14 protein-coding genes are annotated in these 22,639 nt (G+C 70.8%); 12 read left to right on the forward strand and 2 right to left on the reverse strand.

Translation table 11 applies throughout. The features are described 5' to 3' along the window. The first annotated feature begins 120 nt into the window (after positions 1-120). The gene (locus HD599_RS17340) at positions 121-4,155 is read left to right on the forward strand and encodes an ExeM/NucH family extracellular endonuclease (RefSeq protein ID WP_184239949.1); all 4,035 of its coding nucleotides are present in this window, start codon (positions 121-123) and stop codon (positions 4,153-4,155) included. 299 nt (positions 4,156-4,454) lie between these two features. Next, entirely contained in the window at positions 4,455-6,440 is a 1,986-nt protein-coding gene (recQ, locus tag HD599_RS17345; RefSeq protein ID WP_425489171.1) for a DNA helicase RecQ, read from the forward strand. A gap of 82 nt (positions 6,441-6,522) precedes the next feature. On the opposite strand, the gene trxA is transcribed toward recQ, so the two are convergent. Continuing rightward, on the reverse strand, positions 6,523-6,915 hold the full coding sequence (gene trxA / locus HD599_RS17350) for a thioredoxin (RefSeq protein ID WP_184239951.1): 393 nt from the start codon (positions 6,913-6,915) through the stop codon (positions 6,523-6,525). Positions 6,916-7,079: 164 nt separating this feature from the next. On the opposite strand from trxA, the gene HD599_RS17355 reads away from it, so the two are divergent. The 10 genes from HD599_RS17355 to HD599_RS17400 all read left to right on the forward strand — a co-directional run bounded on the left by HD599_RS17355 (position 7,080) and on the right by HD599_RS17400 (position 21,343). Then, complete coding sequence (locus HD599_RS17355) at positions 7,080-11,612, forward strand: DUF4082 domain-containing protein (protein ID WP_184239953.1); 4,533 nt, start codon at positions 7,080-7,082, stop codon at positions 11,610-11,612. A 115-nt stretch (positions 11,613-11,727) separates the two neighbouring features. After that, positions 11,728-12,807: a Gfo/Idh/MocA family protein gene (locus HD599_RS17360; protein ID WP_184239956.1), complete on the forward strand. Its 1,080-nt coding sequence runs from the start codon at positions 11,728-11,730 to the stop codon at positions 12,805-12,807. Further along, positions 12,804-13,793, forward strand: coding sequence for an NAD-dependent epimerase/dehydratase family protein (locus HD599_RS17365; RefSeq protein WP_184239958.1), 990 nt, complete (start codon positions 12,804-12,806; stop codon positions 13,791-13,793). Before HD599_RS17360 ends, HD599_RS17365 begins: the two co-directional genes overlap by 4 nt. Next, positions 13,790-14,938: a DegT/DnrJ/EryC1/StrS family aminotransferase gene (locus tag HD599_RS17370; protein WP_184239960.1), complete on the forward strand. Its 1,149-nt coding sequence runs from the start codon at positions 13,790-13,792 to the stop codon at positions 14,936-14,938. The genes HD599_RS17365 and HD599_RS17370 overlap by 4 nt, the downstream gene beginning before the upstream one ends. Further along, positions 14,935-15,588 (forward strand): NeuD/PglB/VioB family sugar acetyltransferase, encoded by a 654-nt coding sequence (locus tag HD599_RS17375; RefSeq protein WP_184239962.1) that lies wholly within the window; start codon positions 14,935-14,937, stop codon positions 15,586-15,588. Before HD599_RS17370 ends, HD599_RS17375 begins: the two co-directional genes overlap by 4 nt. Continuing rightward, entirely contained in the window at positions 15,585-16,706 is a 1,122-nt protein-coding gene (locus tag HD599_RS17380; RefSeq protein WP_343062146.1) for a DegT/DnrJ/EryC1/StrS family aminotransferase, read from the forward strand. The genes HD599_RS17375 and HD599_RS17380 overlap by 4 nt, the downstream gene beginning before the upstream one ends. Continuing rightward, on the forward strand, positions 16,703-17,746 hold the full coding sequence (locus HD599_RS17385; protein WP_184239964.1) for a glycosyltransferase: 1,044 nt from the start codon (positions 16,703-16,705) through the stop codon (positions 17,744-17,746). Before HD599_RS17380 ends, HD599_RS17385 begins: the two co-directional genes overlap by 4 nt. Beyond that, positions 17,743-18,963: a rhamnosyltransferase WsaF family glycosyltransferase gene (locus HD599_RS17390; RefSeq protein ID WP_343062147.1), complete on the forward strand. Its 1,221-nt coding sequence runs from the start codon at positions 17,743-17,745 to the stop codon at positions 18,961-18,963. The genes HD599_RS17385 and HD599_RS17390 overlap by 4 nt, the downstream gene beginning before the upstream one ends. After that, positions 18,960-19,871 (forward strand): glycosyltransferase family 2 protein, encoded by a 912-nt coding sequence (locus HD599_RS17395; RefSeq protein ID WP_184239966.1) that lies wholly within the window; start codon positions 18,960-18,962, stop codon positions 19,869-19,871. The genes HD599_RS17390 and HD599_RS17395 overlap by 4 nt, the downstream gene beginning before the upstream one ends. Then, on the forward strand, positions 19,871-21,343 hold the full coding sequence (locus tag HD599_RS17400) for an oligosaccharide flippase family protein (protein ID WP_184239968.1): 1,473 nt from the start codon (positions 19,871-19,873) through the stop codon (positions 21,341-21,343). The genes HD599_RS17395 and HD599_RS17400 overlap by 1 nt, the downstream gene beginning before the upstream one ends. Here HD599_RS17400 and HD599_RS17405 read toward each other — a convergent pair. Then, the gene (locus HD599_RS17405; RefSeq protein WP_184239970.1) at positions 21,274-22,638 is read right to left on the reverse strand and encodes an O-antigen ligase family protein; all 1,365 of its coding nucleotides are present in this window, start codon (positions 22,636-22,638) and stop codon (positions 21,274-21,276) included. The two genes, HD599_RS17400 and HD599_RS17405, sit on opposite strands and share 70 nt — an antisense overlap. Position 22,639: the final 1 nt, after the last annotated feature.

Here is a 22,639-nt window from a genome sequence, read left to right on the forward strand (position 1 = left end):
TGTTACCGGCCGGTGACTTCTGTTGGCGAAACCTCGACATCGGTCGGTAGCTATGAATAGGCTACGAACTACCCCCGTTCGGGGTACAGCCCGTTCCGCCGGCCAAGGAGAAAATCCCGCATGTTGACGACGACGCCATCAGCCCCGTTCCGAACCCGCTCGAGGCGCGTCGTCGCTACAGCGACAGCGGTCGCACTCGCGCTCGGCTTCTCCGCCCTCACGGCGGCCCCCGCGCTCGCGGCCGAGCCGACGCACCAGATCGCCGACGTGCAGGGCGACGGCGCCGCGACCCCGCTCGCGGGCACGGTCGTCACCGTCGAGGGAGTCGTCACCGGCGACTACCGGGCCTCGACGGCGAGCGGTTACCGCGGGTTCTACCTCCAGGCGGCCGATTCGGGCGGCGAGACGGATGCCACTCCCGGGCGTTCCGACGGCATCTTCGTGTTCGCCGCCAACGCCGACCCCGCCGTCGCGATCGGAGACCTGGTGCGGGTGACGGGCCCCGCGAGCGAGTTCAACGGCCAGACACAGATCACCGCGTCATCCGCCGCCTCGTACGAGCTCGTCACGGCCGGCGCGGGTGTGCCGCAGCCGACAGTGCTCCCCAATTCCGTGGTCGGAGCGGCCCGCGAGGCCTACGAGGGCATGCTCGTCACCCCGGAATCGGCCAAACTCAGCTCCAGCCACCAGCTCTACAACTTCGGCACGCTCTGGCTGAACGTCGGCGAACTCGCGGTCAAGGCGACCGAGACCACCGACGCGGGCGATGCGGCGGCCGCCATCGCCGCCGCTAACCGGGCTAACCGGTTACTGGTCGACGACGGCTACAGCATCCAGGTCTCCAACGCCGCACACCCCGGGGGCCAGCCCTTCTTCGAGACAGACACGGTCGTGCGCAACGGCGACGCCTTCGTCTCGCCCGACGCCGGCATGATCCTCGGCTGGGGTTTCGACGACTGGCGCCTGCAGCCGCAGCGCCCGCTCAGCGACACCTCGCCCGCGGAGTACGCCGCCCTCGAGCCGATCTGGCAGACCCTCAACCCCCGAACGGATGCCGCGGCCGACGTCGGCGGCGATGTCTCGGCCGCGTCCTTCAACGTGTTCAACTACTTCACCACCTTCGGCGGAGACGCCCGCGGTGCCGACGACGAAGCGCATTTCCTGGTGCAGCAGTCGAAGATCGTCGCCGCGATCAACGCGCTCGACGCCGACGTCGTCGGCCTGATGGAGATCGAGAACTCCGTGAAGCTCGGCGAGGCTCCCGACGAGGCGCTCGGCAACCTTGTCGCCGCCCTCAACGCGGCCAGCGCCCCCGGCACCTGGGCGTTCGTGCCCACGCCGGCACCGCTGCTCGACGCGGCCACGACCGACTTCATCACCAACGCGATCATCTACAAGCCGGCCGCGGCCACCCCGGTGGGCGACAGCTTCGCCCAGGTGGACGAGACGGTGTGGGACATCGCCCGCGAACCGGTCGCGCAGATCTTCGAGACCGTCGCCAACGGCAAGGTGATCACGGTCGTGGCGAACCACTTCAAGTCGAAGAGCGCCCCGACCGGCAACACGGCCCCCGAGCCCGCGGACCTGCAGGGCTTCTTCAACGCCGAGCGCGTCGAGCAGGCGACCAGCCTCGTCGGTTTCGTCGGCGGCATCACGGCCGACCCGGCCAAGGGCGAGAACGTGCTGCTCGTGGGCGATTTCAACGCCTACGGCCAAGAGGACCCGGCCCAGGTGCTGACCGCCGCGGGTCTCGTCGACCTCGTGCCGACCAAGGACCCCAGCGAGTACACCTACACCTTCGACGGTGAGCTCGGGTCGCTCGACCACGCCTTCGCGACGCCCGAGCTCGCGGCATCCGTCACCGGAGTGGATGTCTGGAACATCAACTCACCGGAGTGGAGCGACCGCGGCTACGAGTTCGGCGCGGCCGAAGCGGGCACGCCGTTCCGCTCGAGCGACCACGACCCGATCAAGGTCGGCATCGACTCGGCGCCGGCGCCGGTGAACATCGACATCCTGTCGATCAACGACTTCCACGGCCGGCTCGAAGCCGCTCCGCCCATCGCGGGCGCCGCAGTGATCGGCGGGATGGTCGACGCGTACCGTGCCGCGAACCCGAACACGGTGTTCGTCGCGGCCGGCGACCTCATCGGCGCGTCGACGTTCACCTCGTTCATCCAGAACGACGAGCCGACGATCGACGCGCTCAACGAGATCGGCCTCGATGCGAGCGCCTTCGGCAACCACGAGTTCGACCAGGGCCGTGACGACGTCGACGACCGCATCCTGCCGCGCGCCGACTGGGACTACCTCTCGGCCAACCTCTACGACCGCGCGACCGGCGAGCCGGCGTTCCAGCAGTTCGCGCTCGAGGAGTTCGGCGACGTCACGGTCGGCTTCGTCGGCGCGATGACCGAGGAGTTGCCGAGCCTGGTCAGCCCCGACGGCATCGCGAGCCTGGAGGTGCGCGAGGTCGTGCCCGAGGTCAACCGGGTGGCCGACCTGCTGAGCGACGGTGACGAGGCCAACGGCGAAGCCGACGTGATCGTGCTGCTCGTGCACGAGGGCGCGGCGACCACCGACATCGCGAGCGCCACCGACGACTCTGCGTTCGGGCGTATCGTCACCGGCTCCAACGCGAACATCGACGCGATCGTCTCCGGGCACACGCACCTCGCCTACGACCACGAAATCCCGATCCCCGGCACCTCGACGCTGCGGCCCGTACTCTCGTCGGGCCAGTACGGCGAGAAGTACAGCGACATGAAGGTGAGCGTCGACCCGGTCACCGGCGACCTGCTCAGCATCTCCGCCGAGATCCTGTCGCTCGCCGGGGCATTCCCGCCCGACCCCGAGGTCGCGGCGATCGTCGCCGACGCCGTGGCCGTGGCGGTCGAACTGGGATCGGTGCCGGTCGGCGAGATCGAGGCCGACTTCAACCGTGCGCTGCAGTCCACCGGTTCGGAGAACCGCGGCGGCGAGTCGACGCTCGGCAACTTCGTCGCCGACGTGCAGCTCTGGGCGACGCAGGACTCCGGCTCGCAGCTCGCGCTGATGAATCCCGGCGGGCTGCGCAGCGACCTGAAGTACGCGCTCAACCCGGCGACCCCCGGCGACGCCGAGGGTGTCGTCACCTACCAGGAGGCGGCGGGCGTGCAGCCCTTCGCCAACACCCTGGTGGCCCTCGACCTGACGGGCGCGCAGCTCAAGTCGGTGCTCGAGGAGCAGTGGCAGCCGGCCGGGTCGAGCAGGCCGTTCCTCAAGCTCGGGCTCTCCGACACGGTCGAGTACACCTACGACCCGGCGGCCGCCGCCGGCGACCACATCGACGCGATCTACGTCGACGGCGAACCGGTGGATGCCGCGGCGACCTACCGGGTCACCGTCAACTCGTTCCTGGCGTCGGGCGGCGACAACTTCGTCACCCTCGCGCAGGGCACGAACCGGGCCGACACCGGCAAGATCGACCTGCAGAGCATGGTCGACTACTTCGAGGCGAACCCGGTCGCGACCCCCGACTACGCGCAGCGCGCCGTCGGCGCCCAGTTGACGGCGCCCGCCGACGCCGCCGGGTACGCGCCCGGCGAGAGCCTGACGCTGACGCTGTCGTCGCTGTTGTTCAGCGCGGGGGAGCCGAACGCCGGCACCGCCGTGGTCAGTGCCGACGGTGTGGAGCTCGGCAGCGCACCGATCGATCCCGCGATCGTCGACACGACCGACGAGGTCGGGCGCGCGAGCGTCGCGGTGACGATCCCGGCGGACGCCCCGACCGGGACCCTGGTGCTCACCGTGACGGTGCCGGAGACGGGAACGCAGATCGACGTGCCCGTCGCGGTCGTCGCGCCGGAGGAGCCGGCCGAGAAGCTGCCGACGAGCACGAGCGGGTCGGCGAACAAGCTGATCGTGTTCGGCAACTCGCCGGTGACGTACTCGGTCACCGTGCGGGCCGACGGGGTGGTTCCGACCGGCAACGTGGTCGTCTACGACGGGCTGCGCCCGCTCACGACGATCACCCTCGACGAGGCGGATGGCGGACGTGACACGGTCACGCTGCCGCGACTCGGCCGCGGACTGCACCTGCTGACCGCACGCTACGAGGGCAACGACGAACTGCTCGGTTCGTTCGGCTGGCCGTCCCTGGTCATCGTCTTCTGACGATCGGTCCCTGAGCCTGTCGAAGGTGGTCCCTGAGCCTGTCGAAGGGCGAGCTCAGGGACCGTCACGTTAACGAGAAACGCGGCCGTACCGGTCATGCACACCATGGTGCTGACTCGACACGGCCGCGGGAGGCGCTCTGAGTTGGGAGCGGCGGTATTAGCTTTTCGGGTACCGCTCCGAAGGTGAGCTTATCGCTGAAAGCGCAAACACTACGCGCGATAACGTGCACCCAATTCGGGGGTGGAGTTCTCCACAGCGCGCCAGCGCCGGTCGGTGGCACTGGGTAAACTCGCCGGGTGAGTTGGAACGCCGAAATCCCCTGGGACCCCGAGGAAGAACCCCCCTTCGATCCCTTCGCGGAGCCTCCGTTCGACGACGAGGCGCCGTTCCCCGACCGTGAGGGTTTCGGTGCAGCGGGGTCGGGCCAATCGACAAGCTCCGCGACCGTGGCCGCGCCTCGGCGCGCGGTTCGCACGGGGCCCGCACCCACCGCCCTCGAGGCGCTCGAGAAGGTCTTCGGGTACGACTCGTTCCGCAACCAGCAGGCCGAGATCATCGACACCGTCATCGCCGGCGGCGACGCCCTCGTGCTGATGCCCACCGGCGGCGGCAAGTCGCTCTGCTACCAGATCCCCTCGCTCGTGCGCGACGGCACCGGCGTCGTCATCTCGCCGCTCATCGCGCTGATGCAGGACCAGGTCGACGCCCTCACCGCTGTGGGTGTGCGCGCGGGCTTCCTCAACTCGACGCAGGATCCCGCGCAGCGCCGCGAGGTCGAACAGGCGTACCTCGCCGGCGAGCTCGACATGCTCTACCTCGCGCCCGAGCGCCTGCGCGTCTCGGCCACCGCCGACCTGCTCGACCGCGGAACGATCGCGCTATTCGCCATCGACGAAGCGCACTGTGTGTCGCAGTGGGGCCACGACTTCCGCCCCGACTACCTGCAGCTGTCGATGCTGCACGAGCGCTGGCCCACCGTGCCGCGCATCGCACTCACCGCGACGGCCACCGAGGTCACGCACAAAGAGATCGCGTCCAAGCTGCAGCTCGGCGAGGCGAAGCACTTCGTTTCCAGCTTCGACCGCCCGAACATCCAGTACCGCATCGAGTCGAAGAACCAGCCGATGCAGCAGCTGCTCTCGCTGATCCGCACCGAGCACGCCGGCGATGCGGGCATCGTCTACTGCCTGTCGCGCGCCTCGGTCGAGAAGACCGCCGACTTCCTCGTCGAGAACGGCATCACCGCCCTGCCGTATCACGCGGGTCTCGACTCCCGTATCCGCGCCGCCAACCAGTCGCGGTTCCTGCGCGAAGACGGTGTCGTGATGGTCGCCACGATCGCGTTCGGAATGGGAATCGACAAGCCCGACGTGCGCTTCGTGGCGCACCTCGACCTGCCGAAGAGCGTCGAGGGCTACTACCAGGAGACCGGCCGCGCCGGCCGCGACGGACTCCCGTCGACCGCCTGGCTCGCCTACGGACTGCAAGACGTGGTGCAGCAGCGCCGCATGATCCAGCAGTCCGAGGGTGACGACGCGTTCCGCCGCCGCCTCGGAGCCAACCTCGACGCGATGCTGGCACTGTGCGAGACCATCGAATGCCGACGGATGCAGCTGCTGGCGTACTTCGGAGAGAACTCGGCCCCGTGCGGCAACTGCGACACCTGCCTGTCGCCGCCCGAGGGCGTCGACGGCACCATTCCCGCCCAGAAGCTGCTGTCGACGGTCGTGCGTCTGCTGCGCGAGCGCAACCAGCGTTTCGGTGCCGGCCACATCATCGACATCCTCGTCGGCAAGACGACGCCGCGAATCGCCCAGCAGGGCCACGACCAATTGAAGACATTCGGCATCGGCGCCGACCTCACCGACCAGGAGTGGCGCGGAGTGGTGCGGCAGCTCCTTGCTCAGGGGCTGCTGCAGGTGACCGGCGAGTACGGCACGTTCGCGGTGACCGAGCTGAGCGCGTCCGTGCTCGACGGCTCACGTCCCGTCAAGCTGCGCAAGGAGCCCGAGCGCACCTCCCGCGCCGCCAAGAAGTCGAAGGTCGCGTCCGACCTGCCCGCGGCATCCGTCGATCTGTTCGAGGCGCTGCGCGCCTGGCGGTCGGCCGAGGCGAAGGAGCAGGAGGTTCCGGCGTACATCATCTTCGGAGATGCGACGCTGCGCGGAATCGCGATCTCCCGCCCCGACTCGCTCGTCGAACTGGGCGGCATCAGCGGGGTCGGCGAGAACAAGCTCGCGAAGTACGGCGAGGCGCTGCTCGAGGTCGTCGCCGCGAACTAGGCGAAAACCGAAAAGCGGATCGAGCCTGTCGAAATCCCTCCCCGTGGAAGGGGTTTCGACAGGCTCAACCCGCTGTGTGGTGTTACTCCGCAGCCGCAGGAGCCGCGGCGTCCGCCTCGCGCTGCGCGGCGATCTGCTTGTGCACGTCTTCCATGTCGAGGCCGCGCACGGCGTCGATCACCTGGTTGAGCGCGGGAGCCGGCAGTGCGCCGGGCTGCGAGAAGACGAGCACGCCGTCGCGGAACGCCATGAGCGTGGGGATCGAGGTGATGCCCGCGGCGCCGGCGAGCGCCTGCTGGTCCTCGGTGTCGATCTTGCCGAAGGTGATGTCGGGGTTGGCGTTGCTCGCCTCTTCGAAGATCGGGCCGAACTGCTTGCAGGGGCCGCACCACTCGGCCCAGAAGTCGACGAGCACGATTCCGGGCTCGAGGACTGTGGTTTCGAAATCGTCGGAGGTCAGGTTTACGGTAGCCATCGCATAAGCCTAGGAGGCAATTCTGGGAAGCGCACTGACTCGCGCGCCGCACCCCGCTTTCGGGGGGTGAACCGGGAATCTTATTCGCCTCTTTCTGTAACCCATTTGGGGGTCTTTGCAGCGGCAAGTCGCGTGCCACTATGTCGTCGTTACCCGGAGGCAGCATGTTGCATTTACCTAGCACCCGTGGCGGCGCGCTCACCCGAATTTGTGCGTCGTTTGTTCTGATCGCCGCGCTCGTCGGCGCCGTCCTCGTCCCCGCCGCGCCCGCGGCCGCCGCCGGCGAGTGCGGGCCGAGCGGCAACGTCATCAGTTGTGAGAACACCAAGCTGGGCACGAGCCCCGACGTGTGGGACATCGATGGTGCCGGCGACGATACCATCCAGGGATTCTCGACCGACATCAGCGTCAACGTGGGGTCGACCATCGACTTCAAGATCGACACCGACGCGCCGAACTACACGATCGACATCTACCGCACCGGTTGGTACCAGGGCCTCGGCGCGCGCAAGGTCACGAGCGTCACGCCCCTGCACACCCCGCAGGCCGCCCAGCCCGCGTGCATCACCGACAGCCGCTACGAGCTGACCGACTGCGGCACCTGGTCCGTCTCCGCGTCGTGGGCCGTGCCGTCCACCGCCGTGTCCGGCGTGTACGTGGCCCTGCTCACCCGCAGCGACACCGGCGGTAAGAGCCACATCACCTTCGTCGTGCGCAACCAGTCGAGCCACTCGGCCGTGTTGTTCCAGACCTCTGACCCCACCTGGCAGGCCTACAACCCGTATGGCGGCGCCGACTTCTACGAGGGCGCGGAAAACGGACGTGCCTACAAGATCAGCTACAACCGCCCGATCGCCACCCGCGAACACAACAAGGGGCGGGACTTCTACTTCAGCGCCGAGTACCCGCTCGTGCGGTTCCTCGAGAAAAACGGCTACGACGTCAGCTACTTCAGCGGTGTCGACACCGACCGCTACGGCTCCCTGCTCACCAACCACGAGCTGTTCCTCTCCGTCGGCCACGACGAGTACTGGTCGACCGGGCAGCGCGCCAACGTGGAGGCGGCGCGCGACGCTGGCCTCGACCTCCAGTTCCTGTCGGGCAACGAGGCCTACTGGCACACCCGGTACGAGCCCTCGGCCGACCTCACGAACACCCCGTACCGCACCCTCGTCTCGTACAAGGAGACGTGGGCCAGCACCAAGATCGACCCGAGCAGCACCTGGACCGGAACATGGCGCGACCCCCGCTTCGCCTCCCCGGCGAACGGCGGCGGCCTGCCCGAAAACGCCCTCACCGGCACCGCGTACATGGCGAACGACGACGACCTGGCGGTCACCGTCACGGCCGCGCAGGGCAAGATGCGCATGTGGCGCAACACGGGTCTCGCCGGGATGACCGGGGCCACCCAGGCCCTCGCTCCCCACACCATCGGCTACGAGTCCGACGAAGACCTCGACAACGGCTTCCGTCCGTCGGGGTTGGTCAGGATGTCGGCGACGACGGGTAGCACCCCCGAGTATCTGCAGGACTTCGGCCGCGTCGTGAAAGCGGGCACGACGACCCACAACCTGACGCTCTACCGGGCCGAGAGCGGCGCTCTCGTGTTCGGCGCCGGCACGATCCAGTGGACCTGGGGGCTCGACCAGACCCACGACGGCGACGGCGCACCGGCCGATATCCGGATGCAGCAGGCACAGGTGAACCTGTTGGCCGACATGGGCGCGCAGCCCACCACCCTCGTGACGCCGCTCGTCGCGGCATCCGCCTCGACCGACGAGACCGCGCCCACCGTGGTCGTGACGTCCCCGGCCGCCGGCGCCACCGTCCCCAACGGCACGGTCGTCAACCTCACCGGTACGGCGTCCGACGTCGGCGGGCTCGTCGCCGGGGTCAACGTCTCCACCGACGGCGGCGAGACCTGGCACCCCGCCACCGGCACGACGAGCTGGAGCTACTCCTACGTGCAGCACGGCAGGGGCATCACGCCGGTGCAGATCCGCGCGGTCGACGACAGCGGCAACTACTCGGAAACTCCGAAGACCGTGTCGTTCTCGGTGACCGGGCCGTACAGCATCCTCGGGCTGGAGGTGCCGAAGGTCGCCGATTCGCTCGACGCGGGCGCGCTGCAGCTCGGCCTGCGGTTCACCCCGACCACGAGCGGCTACATCTCGGGCGTGCGGTTCTACAAGAGCGCGGCCAACGTCGGCACGCACACCGGCACGCTCTGGTCGGCGGCCGGGGTGCAGCTGGCCACGGTGACGTTCGCGAACGAGACGGCGACAGGCTGGCAGAGCGCCAACTTCACCAGCCCGTACCCCGTGACCGCCGGCACGCCCTACGTCATCTCGTACTACACGCCGAGCGGGCACTACGCGGTCAGTTCCCACCACTGGATCAGCCGTGGCTCGTCGGCGCCGCCGATGACCGTCGCTGGCGGCTACAACGCGGACCCGGCCGGCGTCTTCGCCTCGGGTGCGACCACGTTCCCGGACCGCACCTTCACCGACCGCCGGTACACCGACACCGGGTACACCGATTACGAGAACTACTACGCGAACTACTACGTCGACGCGATCTTCGACACGGTCGACACCTCCCCGCTCGTCGTCACCACCCAGCGTCCGATCGCGGGCTCCACGAGCCTCCCGGTCGCCGCCTCCGTCAGCGCGACCTTCTCCAAGCCCGCGGTCGCCGGCACGGTGACCGCGAGCGTGACCGCGGCCGGCGGTGCCGCGGTCGCCGGAACCACCAGTTATGACGCCCCGAACCGCACGGTGACCTTCCAGCCGTCGGCGGCCCTCGCCCCGGCGACCACCTACACGGTGACGATCGGCGGCACCGACGCACTCGGAAACGGCATCTCGTCCGGCGGCTCGTGGACCTTCACCACGGCGAAGCCGACACCCGCGGCGGGCGTGTGCCCGTGCAGTCTCTACGGTGACGGATCCATTCCGCAGACGATCCAGACCGGGGACACCGCTGCGGTGACCCTCGGTGTGCGGTTCACACCCGCGGCCAACGGCACCATCACCGCCATCAAGTTCTACAAGGCGGCGGGCAACACCGGCACCCACGTCGCAGCGCTCTGGGACAGCGCCAACCAGCGCATGATCGAGGCCACCTTCCAGGCCGAGTCCAGCGCAGGCTGGCAGACGGTCACGCTGCCGACCCCGGTGCAGGTGACGGCGGGCAGCACCTACACCGCGTCGTACCGCGCACCCGTCGGCGGCTATTCGGCGACATCGGTCGAGTACGCCAACGGCTTCGCTCGCGGCCCCCTGACGGTGCCGGCCAACGGCGGTGTCTACTCGTACGCCGACGTGGTTCCGACCGCGCAGACCTCGACGAGCTACTCGGTCGACGTCGAGTTCCAGCCCGCCGCCGAGACCATCACGCTGGTCGCCGCCGCCCCCGGCAACGGCACCACGCTCGTGCCGCGGTCCTCGGTGATCACCGCGCAGCTCTCCCGCGCGGTCGCCCCCGGGTACGCGCTCGCCGCGACCAGCGGCGGATCGGCGATCGCCGGGGCGACCACCCTCTCGTCCGACGGTACGACGATCACCCTGACCCCGGCGTCCCCGTTGCCCAACGGCGCCGTCGTGCAGGTGTCGCTCGCCGGGGTGGTCTCCACGCAGGGGGCGACGCTCGCCACCCAGAACTGGTCGTTCACGACGGTCAATGAGGCGACGACCACGCTCACCAACCACACGCTCTTCGACGACGAGGTGCCGCAGATCGTGTCGACCACCGACACCTCGCCGGTAGAACTCGGCGTCTCGTTCTCGCCCAGTGTCGCGGGCTCCGTCACCGCGATCCGCTTCTACAAGGGGGCCGGCAACGGCGGCGCCCACGTCGGCAGCCTGTGGAACGCGGACGGCACCGTGAAGTACGCGAGCGTCAACTTCGTGAACGAGACGGCGACGGGATGGCAGACGGCGCAACTCTCCTCACCCGTCGCGCTGACCCCGGGTCAGACCTATGTGGTGTCGTACTTCGCGCCCCAGGGCCGCTACCCGTACACGTCGGGCTACTTCGCGGTACCCAGTTCGAACGGGCCGCTCACCGCCGGCACGGCGCAGAACGGCCGGTTCTCCTACGCGGCCGGCGGCGGGTTCCCCACGCTGAGCTACAACGCCACGAACTACTTCGTCGACGTCGTCTACACGGTGGCCTCCACGGGAGGCGGCACGCCGCCGACCACCCCGACCGTCCCCACCGGCACCACCCTGTTCGGCACCGAGACGCCGAGCGGGCCGCCGACGACCGACACGGGCGGCATCGAGTTGGGCATGTCGTTCTCCACCTCTGTCGCGGGGTCGGTGACCGGCATCCGCTTCTATAAAGGACCCGGCAACGGCGGCGCCCACGTCGGCCACCTCTGGGCGGTGACCGGGGGACCCCCGCTCGCGACCGTCGCCTTCAGCGGCGAGACGTCGAGCGGCTGGCAGGCCGCGGCGCTCAGCACACCGGTGGCGCTCACCCCCGGGGAGACCTACGTCGTCTCCTACTTCGCTCCGCAGGGCCGGTACTCCGCGGCATCCGGCTACTTCACCGCCCCGAAGACGTCGGGCCCGCTCACCGCGGGGACCGCCCAGAACGGCCGCTTCCTGCCGACCGCGTCCGGCGGATTCCCCGAGGCCAGCTACGGCAGTTCCAACTACTACGTGGACGTCTTCTTCACCCCCGCTCCCTAGAGCACCCGTTCCCCCACACACCCACCCCGAGAGCATCTGGAGCCAACCGACCCGTCTTACCCGCACCACCAGCACCACTTCTGTCTCGTACCCGAATTCTGAGAAAGAGGAACCAATGTCATCACCCCTGAATGTCGCCGTGGTCGGCGCGGGCTACTGGGGCCCGAACCTCGCCCGCAACTTCGCCGCCAGCACCGACTGGAGGCTCGCGGCGATCTGCGACCTCGACGAAACCCGGGCGCAGCTGCTCGCGCGGCAGGTGGGGCACGTCGACGTGCACACCGACCTCACCGAGCTGCTCGCCCGTCCCGACATCGACGCGATCGCCGTGGCGACACCCGCCCGCACGCACCACGGCGTGGTGCTCGCGGCGTTGCTCGCCGGCAAGCACGTGCTCGTCGAGAAGCCACTCGCCGACAGCCGCGAACACGCGGTCGAGATGGTACGGGCCGCCGAATCGCGAGGTCTCACCCTCATGGCGGACCACACCTACTGCTACACGCCGGCCGTGCTGAAGATCCGCGAACTCATCGCCGAGGGCGCGCTCGGCGACCTGCTCTTCATCGACTCGGTGCGCATCAACCTCGGGCTCGTGCAGCCCGACGTCGACGTGTTCTGGGACCTCGCCCCGCACGATCTCTCGATCATCGACTTCATCCTGCCCGGCGGACTGCGTCCCACCGAGGTCTCAGCGCAGGGCGCCGACCCGCTCGGCGCGGGCAAGTCGTGCATCGGCTATCTCACCGTGCCGCTCGACAACGGCGCGATCGCGCACGTGCACGTCAACTGGCTCAGCCCGACGAAGATCCGCAGCATGGTGATCGGCGGCACCAAGCGCACCCTGGTCTGGGACGACCTCAACCCGCAGCAGCGCATCAGCGTCTACGACCGCGGCGTCGACCTCGCCCAGCAGAGCGTCGACGGAGGCGACCGTGCGGCCGCGACCGTCTCGTACCGGCTCGGCGACACCTGGTCCCCGGCGCTGCCCGAGCACGAGGCGCTCGGCGCGATGGCGGCGGAGTTCGCGGCCAGCATCCGCGAGGGCCGCTCCGCGCGCACCGACGGCCTCGCCGGCATCCGGGTCCTCTCGGTTCTCGAAGCAACCACCCGCAGTCTCGACGCCGGCGGCGCCCTCGTCGGGGTCGACGGCAGCGACGAGCGTCCGGCGCTCGCCGGGGCGGGGGCGGCACGGTGACCGCGCTCGCCGGAGCCCGCGTGCTCGTCACGGGCGGCGCGGGCACGATCGGGTCCACCGTCGTCGACCAGCTGCTCGACGCCGGCGTCGCCCACGTCGACGTGCTCGACAACCTGGTGCGCGGCCGCGTCGACAACCTGTCCGACGCGCTGGCCACCGGGCGGGCGACCCTCGTCGACGGCGACATCCGTGACCGCGACCTCGTGCACGACCTCACCCGCGGCAAGGACCTCGTCTTCCACCAGGCCGCGATTCGCATCACGCAGTGCGCCGAGGAACCGCGGCTCGCGCTCGAGGTGCTCGTCGACGGCACCTTCAACGTGTTCGAGGCGGCCGCCGAGTACCGGGTCGACAAGGTCGTCACCGCGTCGAGCGCCTCGGTCTACGGTCTCGCCGAGCAGTTCCCGACTGACGAACGTCACCACCACCACAACAACGACACCCTCTACGGGGCCGCGAAGTCGTTCAACGAGGGGCTCATCCGCAGCTTCCGCGCGATGAACGGCCTCGACTACGTCGTGCTGCGGTACTTCAACGTGTACGGCCCGCGCATGGACGTGCACGGTCTGTACACCGAGGTGCTCGTGCGTTGGATGGAGCGTATCGCCGACGGCAAGCCACCGCTCATCTTCGGCAGCGGCGCCCAGACGATGGATTTCGTCTTCACCGACGACATCGCCCGCGCCAACCTGCTCGCCGCGGCGAGCGACTCGCGCGACGGGGTCTTCAACATCGCGAGCGGACAGGAGACCAGCCTGCTCGGTCTGGCGCAGGCGCTGCTGCGGGCGATGGACTCCGACCTCGAGGTCGAGTTCGGCCCGGAACGCGCGGTCAACGGTGTCGAACGGCGCCTCGCCGCGACCGACAGCGCCGAACGCGAACTCGGCTTCCGTGCCGGGACCTCGCTCGACGACGGCCTGCGGCAGCTCGTCGAATGGTGGCGGCCTCTGCGCGAGCAGATCGGCGCGAGAGGGGCGGCGGCATGAACCGCATCAACGTGATGAAGCCGTGGCTCGGCACCGAGGAGGCAGAAGCGCTCGCGAGCGTGATCGAGTCCGGCTGGGTCGCCCAGGGTCCGAGGGTCGCCGAGTTCGAGACCCGATTTGCGGATGCCGCGGGCGCACTCTTCGCCGTGGCGACGTCCAACTGCACGACGGCGCTCCATCTCGCCCTGGTCGTGGCCGGCATCGGGCCGGGCGACGATGTCGTCGTGCCCTCCTTCTCGTTCATCGCCACCGCGAACGCGCCGACCTACGTGGGCGCGCGCCCCGTCTTCGCCGACGTGGACCCGGTGACCGGCAACGTCACCGCCGACACCCTGCTCGACGCGCTGACCCCGGCCACCCGCGCCGTGATCGTCGTCGACCAGGGCGGCGTGCCCGTGGATCTCGACCCGATCCGCGCGGCGCTCGACCCGCTGGGCATCGTCGTGATCGAGGACGCGGCCTGCGGGGCGGGCTCGACCTACCGCGGCCACCCGGTCGGCGCGGGCGCGGAGCTGACCGCGTGGTCGTTCCACCCGCGCAAGCTGCTCACCACGGGCGAGGGCGGCATGCTCACCACCGCGAACTCGGAGTGGGCCGAACGCGCCCGCCGCCTGCGCGAGCACGCGATGAGCGTCTCGGCCAACGCGCGGCACGCCTCGGTGCTCTCGCCGCCGGAGGAATATCTCGAGGTGGGGTTCAACTACCGCATGACCGACCTGCAGGCCGCCGTCGGCATCGTGCAGCTCGGCCGCCTCGCCGAGATCGTGGCGCGGCGGCGCGAGATCGTCGCCGACTACGCGCGCGACCTCGACGGCGTGCACGGGCTGCGGCTGGTCGCCGATCCGCCGTGGGGCACCGCCAACTTCCAGTCGTTCTGGATCGAGGTCCTGCCCGACTTCCCGCTCGACCGCGACGCACTGCTCGCCCGGCTGGCCGACGACGGCATCTCGGCCCGGCGCGGCATCATGGCGGCGCACCGCCAGCCCGCCTACGCCGGCCGCGACACCGGCGACGCCGACCTCTCGGCGACCGAGCGGCTCACCGACACCACGCTGATCCTCCCGGTCTTCCACCAGTTCACCGCCGACGAACGTGGTCGCGTGGTCGCCTCGGTGCGCTCGGCCGCACGGAGGGCAGTCGCGTGAGGGAACTGATCGTGCTCGGAGCCAGCGGCCTCGCCCGCGAGGCGCTCGCCGTGGTGCGCGAGGCCGGCACCCACCACGTGCTCGGTATCCTCGACGACGCCGCCGGCCGCGTCCCGCCGACCTACGACGGCGTTCGCGTGCTCGGCCGCATCGCCGACCTGCAGCGCTACCCGCAGGCCGAGGTGCTGGTCTGCGTCGGCTCGGGCATCGCCCGGGAGAGGATCGTCGGCTGGCTGGCCGAAACGGGCGTCCGCGGCATCCGTTTCGCCACCGTCGTCGACCCGAGTGTGCGCAACCCGGCCCGCTGCCGCATCGGACTCGGCAGCATCGTCCTCGCCGGCGTCAGCCTCACCGCCGACGTGACCGTCGGCGACCACGTGGTGGTGATGCCGAACGTGACCCTCACCCACGACGATTCGCTCGAGGATTACGCGACGCTCGCCGCCGGGGTGGCCCTGGGCGGCGGCGTCACGATCGGCCGGGGCGCCTACCTCGGCATGAACTGCTCGGTCATGCCCGACACCCGTGTCGGGACTCGCGCCGTCGTCGGCATGGGCGCGGTGGTGCTCGACGACGTGCCCGACAACGAGACGTGGGCGGGCGTACCGGCGCGGGCGATCAGCGCCCGCGCGGTGGAGGCGGCATCGTGACCCGGTCGGTGCCGATGCTCGACCTGGCCCACCAACACCGGGCGGTCGAGACGCTGGTGGCCGAGGGGTTCGCGCGGGTGATGGCCGCGTCGAGCTACATCCTCGGGCCCGAGGTGGATGCTTTCGAGAGGGAGTTCGCCGCCTTCTGCGGCGTGCCCCACGTCGTCGGGGTCGGCAACGGCACCGACGCCATCGAGCTCGCGCTGCGTGCAGCGGGGGTGGGGCGGGGTGACAGCGTGGTCATTCCCGCCAACACTTTTGTGGCGACGGCCGAAGCGGTGGTGCGGGCCGGTGCGTCGGTGGTGCTCGCCGACTGCGGCGACGACTACCTGCTCGACGTCGACGACCTGAGGATGCGGCTGAACCCGCGCGTGCGTGCCGTCGTGGCCGTCCACCTGTACGGGCAGACCGCCGATGTCGACGGAATCCGTGCCGTGGCCGGCCCCGGCGTCGTCGTGGTGGAAGACGCCGCGCAGTCGCAGGGTGCGAAGTACCGCGGTCGCCGGTCGGGGTCGCTCGGCGACGTCGCGGGCACCAGCTTCTACCCCGGCAAGAACCTCGGGGCGTACGGCGACGCCGGCGCCGTGTCGACGGGGTCCGCGGAGATCGCCGAGCGCGTGCGCGCCCTGCGCAACCACGGCGGGCTGCACAAGTACGAGCACCTCGAGGTCGGCACCAACTCGCGCCTCGACAGCCTGCAGGCGGTCGTGCTCTCGGCCAAGCTGTCGTTGCTCGACGGGTGGAACGCCGAGAGGCGCCGGCTCGCCCACCGCTACACGGCGCGGCTCGAGGAGCTGCCCGGCGTGGCCACACCGATCGTGCGGCCGGGCAACGAGCCGGTCTGGCACCAGTACGTCGTGCGGGTGCCGGAGCGCGACCGGGTACTCGCGGCGCTCACCGAGGCGGGCATCGGCGCGGGCATCCACTACCCGACGCCCGTGCACCTGCTGCCGGCGTTCGCGCCGCTCGACAACCCGCGCGGCTCGTTCCCCGTGGCGGAGGCGGCCGCGGACCACATCCTCTCGCTGCCGATCTACCCCGGTCTCGCCGACAGCGACCAGGACTACGTGATCGAGACGCTCGCCACCGCGCTGCGGCCGAGCGGGGTGCTGCGGTGAGGGTGTCGCTGCCGGTGGGCGTGGCGGGCGCGCCGACCGTCTCCGCCGTCATCCCGTGCTTCAACTACGGTCACTATCTGCCGCAGGCCGTCGCCAGCGTGCTCGACCAGCCGGGTGTCGCGGCGCGGGTGATCGTCGTCGACGACTGCTCCACCGACGACTCCCTCGCGGTGGCCCGGGCGCTCGCGGCGGCCGACCCGCGCGTCACCGTGCTCGCGCACCCGCAGAACCGCGGGCACATCCAGACCTACAACGACGGCCTCGACCTCGTCGACACCGAGTTCGTCACCCTGCTCTCCGCCGACGACCTCGTCGCGCCGGGGGCACTCGGCCGCGCGGTCTCGCTGATGGCCGCGCACCCGCGGGTCGGCATGGTCTACGGCCAGCCGGTGGAGTTCGTCGGCGAGCCTCCGGCGGGCGACCGCGACGGGGGGGCGCCGTACACCTGGACCCGCTGGCGCGGCACCGAGTGGATCCGCATCGCGACGCGTCGCGGACGCTGCTTCATCCTCTCGCCCGAGGTCGTGATGCGCACCGAGGCGATGCGGCAGATCGGCGGCTACAACCCGCTGCTGCCCAAGTCGGGCGACCTCGAATACTGGCTGCGCACCGCGACCCACTGGGACGTGGGGCGGGTCAACGGCCGGGTGCAGGCGTTCTACCGGCAGCACGAGGCGAACATGCACGCCACGATCCTGCCCTCGATGGCCGCCGACTACCGGCACCGGCTGCTCGCCTTCCGCTACCTCGAGGGCACCCCGGCGGCGGCGCTGGTGGGGCGGGCGCGCCGGGCCCTCGCGCGCGAGGCGCTCGGGGTGGCGCTGCGCGAGCTCGACGCCGACGGCCGCGCCGAGGTGGCCCGCGAGTTGCGCGCCGCCGCCGTCGAGATTTCGCCGGCCGCGGCATCCACCCGTCGAGCCCGTGTGCTCGACTCGCGCCTGCGCCGGGGCAGCACCCCGGGGCACCGCCTGCGCGCCGCCGCCCGTGACCTCGCCGACCGGGCCCGCTGGCGGTTCTGGGTGCTGACGGGTGTCTCGTGAGCGGCCTGATCGACGGACTGCGGACCCGCGGCGTGCGCGACACGGCGCAGCGCGTGGTCGCCCGGCTCCACCGACGGCTCGACGTCGCCGAGCTCGACTTTCCCCTGCTGCCCGGCGACGTCGCGGACTCGTTGCGGCTCGGCCCGCCGCCCGCCCGGATGCCGGTCGCCGGACCCGTGCGCGTCGGCTGGATCTGCACCCCGCCGAGTCCCGGGTCGGGCGGCCACACCACGCTGTTCCGCATGGTCGCCGAGCTCGAGCGGCAGGGTCACGAGTGCGTGCTCTTCCTCTACGACCGGCACGGCGGCGATCTCGCCCGGCACGAGCGGGTCGTGCGCGAGAACTGGCCAAAGCTGCGGGCGAGGGTCGTGGATGCCGCGGCCGACGCCCACTCCTTTAATACGGTGGACGCTCTCGTCGCGACGGGGTGGCAGACGGCCCACGTGCTCGCGCGGCGGGCGGGGTCCTCGACCGCGCGGCGGTTGTACTTCGTGCAGGACTTCGAGCCCTTCTTCTACCCGCGCGGTTCGCTCTACGCCCTCGCCGAGGACAGCTACCGGTTCGGGTTCCGCACGATCTCGCTCGGCCGCATGGTCTACGAACACCTGCGCATCGACATCGGCATCGACACCGACCTGGTCGGCTTCGGCTGCGACACCGACGTCTACCGGCTGACCAACCGCGGGCCGCGCAGCGGGGTGGTGTTCTACGAGAAGCCGGGCAACGACCGCCGCGGCTACACGCTCGCCCGGCTCGCGCTCGAGGAGTTCCACGCCCAGCACCCGACCGTGCCGATCCACCTCTACGGCGACGGGGGTCCGGCGTGGCCGTTCCCCGTCGTGCGGCACGGCCGGCTCTCGCCGGTCGCGCTCAGCGAGCTCTACAACCAGGTGATCACCGGCATCGCGATGTCGTTCACGAACATCTCGCTCGTCGCCGAGGAGATGCTCGCCGCCGGCGTCATCCCCGTGGTCAACGACACCCCGTCGGCGCGCGCCGACCTCTCGCACCCCGACGTCGCCTGGGCCGCACCCACCCCGGGGGGCATCGCCGACGCGCTCGGACGTGCCGTGACCGCCGCCGACGTGCCCGACCGCGCGCATACCGCGTCGCTGCTCGTGCGGCAGGGCTGGCGTGACACCGCGTCGCGCGTGGCCGACATCGTGCTCGACGAGGTGCGCGCCACCCCGACGGCCGCGACGGAGGTGGCGTCGTGACCGTGCGCGCGCTCTGCGTGATGAAGAACGAGGCCGACGTGATCGAGGAGACACTGCGTGACGCGCTGCGCTGGTGCGACCAGATCTACGTGCTCGACAACGGCAGTGACGACGGCGGCTGGGAGCGCGTGAAGAGCCTCTCGCTGGTCGAACCGCGCATCGTCGCCCACGCGCGCGACGACCGGCCGTTCACCGACGACATCCGCGCCCAGCTCTACGCCGCCTATGCGCCGGGCGCCCGTGCGGGCGATTGGTGGTGCCGCCTCGACGCCGACGAGCTCTACGTCGGCGACCCGCGCGACGTGCTCGCCGCCACCCGCCCCGACCAGTTCTCGGTCTGGAGCGCGAGTCTCTCCTTCTATTTCACCGACGAGGATGCCGCCCGCTACGCGGCAGACCCACACGCTTTCGACGACGGGGTCAGCGTGCTGGAGAAGTGCCGCTACTACCTCAACCACTGGTCGGAGCCGCGGTTCTTCCGGCACGATCCTGGTGTGCGCTGGCGCGAGGGCGACGGCGGCTACCCGTCGGCCGTCTTCGCCCGACCGGCCTCGCCGACCCGCGTGCTTCTGCGGCACTTCCCCTACCGCTCGCCGGCGCAGATCCAGCGCCGGCTCGACGCCCGCGCCGCCGGGGCGGAGTTCGCGCACGAGAACGTCGTCGACTGGGCGCGGGCGGTCGCGGGAATCCGCGAGCAAGGGCGCTTCGTCGCACGGCCGGGCGCGCAGACCGCCACCTGGCTCGACAGGGTGGTCGCGGCATCCGCCCTCGACTTCGACGCCCACGACGGCCACTTCGTCGTCAACGACGAGCTCATGCCGCCGATCCCCGCCCCGCTGCCGCGCGCGCAGCGGTGGCGTGCGTCGGCCCGGCGGTTCGCCCGCCGGGTGCGTGCGGGGGCGGGCTGATGGCGATCGAGCTGCCCGACCCGCTGGCCCCCGGCCCGACCGCCGAGCCGGCACCCCGCGCCCCGACCGTGCGCCGCGGACTCGCCTGGAGCACCGCGAGCAACATCGTGCTGCGCGTCGGCAACCTCGCGGTCGGCATCATCATGGCGCGCATTATCGCGCCCGAGGAGTTCGGCGTCTTCGCCGTGGCCCTCACGGTCTGGTCGGTGCTCGGCTCGGTCGCCGAGTTCGGGCTGGGCGCCGATCTCGTGCGGCGCGACGACTACGAGCGGCATCTGCCGACCGTCGCGACGCTCGGCGCGGTGCTCAGCGGGTCGCTCGCCCTCGTCATGGTGCTCGGCGCCCCGACGATCGCGGGGCTGTTCGGCAGCCCGGCGGCGACCGGGGTGGTGCAGCTCATGGCGATCCCGATGGCGCTCATCGGTCTGTCGGTCGTGCCCGCCGCGCTTCTGCAGCGCTCGATGCGGCAGGGCACGCTGTTCGCGATCGACGGTTCCTCGCTCGTCGTCTCCACGGCCGCGACGGTGGTCTTCGCGCTCGTCGGCCTCGGCCCCGCGGCGCTCGCCCTCGGCCGGGTCGCCGGGCAGGGGCTCACGGTGCTGCTGCAGTACATCGCGGTCCGGCGCTGGCCGGTGTTCGGGCTCGACCGCACGGTGCTGCGCGAGGCCGTCGGGTTCGGGCTGCCGCTCGCCCTCGCGAACGTCGTCGGCTGGTCGATCATCAGCATCGACAACCTCATCGTCGCCCGCACCACGAGCCCCGAGGAGCTCGGCCTCTACGCCCTCGCCTTCAACGTCGCCTCGTGGCCGATGTCCGTTGCCGGTCAGTCGGTGCGGGTGATCGCGCTGCCCGCGTTCTCCCGGTTGCCGGATGACGCCCACCGCGGCCGCGCGATGGTGCGGGTCAGCGGCCTCATCTGGTCGGTGAGCGCGGTGATGGCGCTCGGACTGGTCTTCGTCGCGCCGCAGGTCGTGACGGTGCTCTACGGGGAGCGCTGGGCCGGGGCCGCGGCGGCGGTCGCGCCGCTCGCCGTGTTCGGGGCGTTCCGGGTGATTTTCGACCTGGCGGCGACGTACCTCATCGCCTGCGGACACACCCGGCAGGTGGCGGTGGTGCAGGTGGTCTGGCTCGTGGCGCTCGTGCCGGCGATGATCGCCGGCGTGACGCTCGGCGGGCTGGCCGGCGCGGGCTGGGCGCACGTCGTGGTGGCCGTGGTGGTGGTACTGCCCGCGTACCTCGTCTACCTGCACCGGGCGCGCGTGCCGGTCGCCCGATTCCTGCGCGCGTGGACGGTGCCGACCCTCGCGGGACTGCCGCTCGCCGTCGCACTCTGGGTGATCACCTCGACGCTCACGCTGCCCCTGGTGGTGCTCGGCGCGGCGGCGGGTGCCGGGCTGCTGCTCTACGCGCTGCCGATGTCGCGCTGGTGGATCGGCCGGGCGCGGGCCGTGGGCGTCGACGCCCCGGTCTGATCCGCGGCCGTGCCGCGCAGCCGGTAGTTGGCGCCCGCCATCCCGATCACGAGAAAGAAGATGCCCGTCGCCATCGGGAAGGCGAACACGTCGAACGTGGCGAGCAGCACCGCGCCCACCGCGCTCGCGGCCCCGAGCCCGTGGCCGATACGGCGGGGCAGCTCGGGCCGGTGCTCGCCGCGCCAGACCAGTCCGCTCACCACCGCGGCGCCGCTGAGGGCGAGCAGCGCGACGATGCCGAGAACCCCGATCTCGATCGCGGACTGCAGCAGCTGGTTGTCGAGGATGCGGTACTCGGGCAGGAACGTACCGGGCCCCCGGCCGATCACTGGGCTGCGGGCCACGAACTGGCCGACGAGGTCGTAGCTGCCGATGCGCGACGACGTGCTGGAGTCCTCGCCGCCGAACAGGCCGCGGATCGTGCCCACCATGCCCGGCACGAGCAGGTACACGCCGGCCACCAGCACGCCCGCGGCGCCCAGCGCGATCAGCCGCATGCGACCCGACCAGGTCGGGATGAGTACGAGCATCCCCATAGCGAGCCCGAGCAGTGTCGACCGCGACACCGCGAGTGCGGCGGCGAGCACGATGAACAGCACGGGAAGCCAGCGGCGCAGGGCGGGCCGCCCGGTGTCCCAGAGCGCGAGGGTCAGCGCCACGGGCATCATCGTCGAGAGCACGAACCCGTACTCGAGCGGGTGGCTCGCGGTTCCCGACGAGCGGGCGAACCCCGACCGCACCTGCAGCGCGCTGTCGGCATTGGTCGACAGCCCCGGGATCTGCAGCCAGTCGATCAGCGAGAGGCCGGTGGCGAACTGCAGCAGCCCGAGCAGGCCGAGCAGCCCGGCCGCGAGGCAGGCGCGACGCACGAGGGTGAGCAGACGTTCGTAGTTCGGGATGCCGTCGGACACGAGTAACACGAGCCCGATCCACGCGAAGACCTTCACGAGGCCCGTGTCAGCGGGACTCGCCTCGCTCGAGGGCAGCCCCCGGAACATCGCCCCCGCATAGCTCACGGTGACCGCGGCGAGATAGACGAACGCGGCGATGCGCACCGGGTTGCCGGGGTTCCGCTCGGAGCCGCGCTGCAACTGGTGCCAGCACCACCACAGCCCGCCCGCCGTGGCCCAGAGCAGCGCGGGGGACCCCACCGAGCCGAGGGCGGTCACCGACTGCCCGGCCGGCACCGCGAACAGCAGCACGAGGAACACGGTGAGGAAGCTCACCGCGTCGAGCGGCGGGTGCTCCGGCGGTCCGACGACGGATCGCCGGAGCAGGGGGTCCGGTGCCGTCATG

The sequence above is a fragment of the Conyzicola lurida genome (genome assembly GCF_014204935.1).
GTDB classification, from domain to species: domain Bacteria; phylum Actinomycetota; class Actinomycetes; order Actinomycetales; family Microbacteriaceae; genus Conyzicola; species Conyzicola lurida.

Excerpts from the sequence above, each read along its gene's own strand:
- HD599_RS17340 (WP_184239949.1), top strand. The coding sequence starts at position 121 with ATGTTGACGACGACGCCATCAGCCCCGTTCCGAACCCGCTCGAGGCGC.
- HD599_RS17370 (WP_184239960.1), top strand. The coding sequence starts at position 13,790 with ATGAACCGCATCAACGTGATGAAGCCGTGGCTCGGCACCGAGGAGGCA.
- HD599_RS17360 (WP_184239956.1), top strand. The coding sequence starts at position 11,728 with ATGTCATCACCCCTGAATGTCGCCGTGGTCGGCGCGGGCTACTGGGGC.
- HD599_RS17405 (WP_184239970.1), bottom strand. The coding sequence starts at position 22,638 with ATGACGGCACCGGACCCCCTGCTCCGGCGATCCGTCGTCGGACCGCCG.
- HD599_RS17400 (WP_184239968.1), top strand. The coding sequence starts at position 19,871 with ATGGCGATCGAGCTGCCCGACCCGCTGGCCCCCGGCCCGACCGCCGAG.
- trxA (WP_184239951.1), bottom strand. The coding sequence starts at position 6,915 with ATGGCTACCGTAAACCTGACCTCCGACGATTTCGAAACCACAGTCCTC.
- HD599_RS17355 (WP_184239953.1), top strand. The coding sequence starts at position 7,080 with ATGTTGCATTTACCTAGCACCCGTGGCGGCGCGCTCACCCGAATTTGT.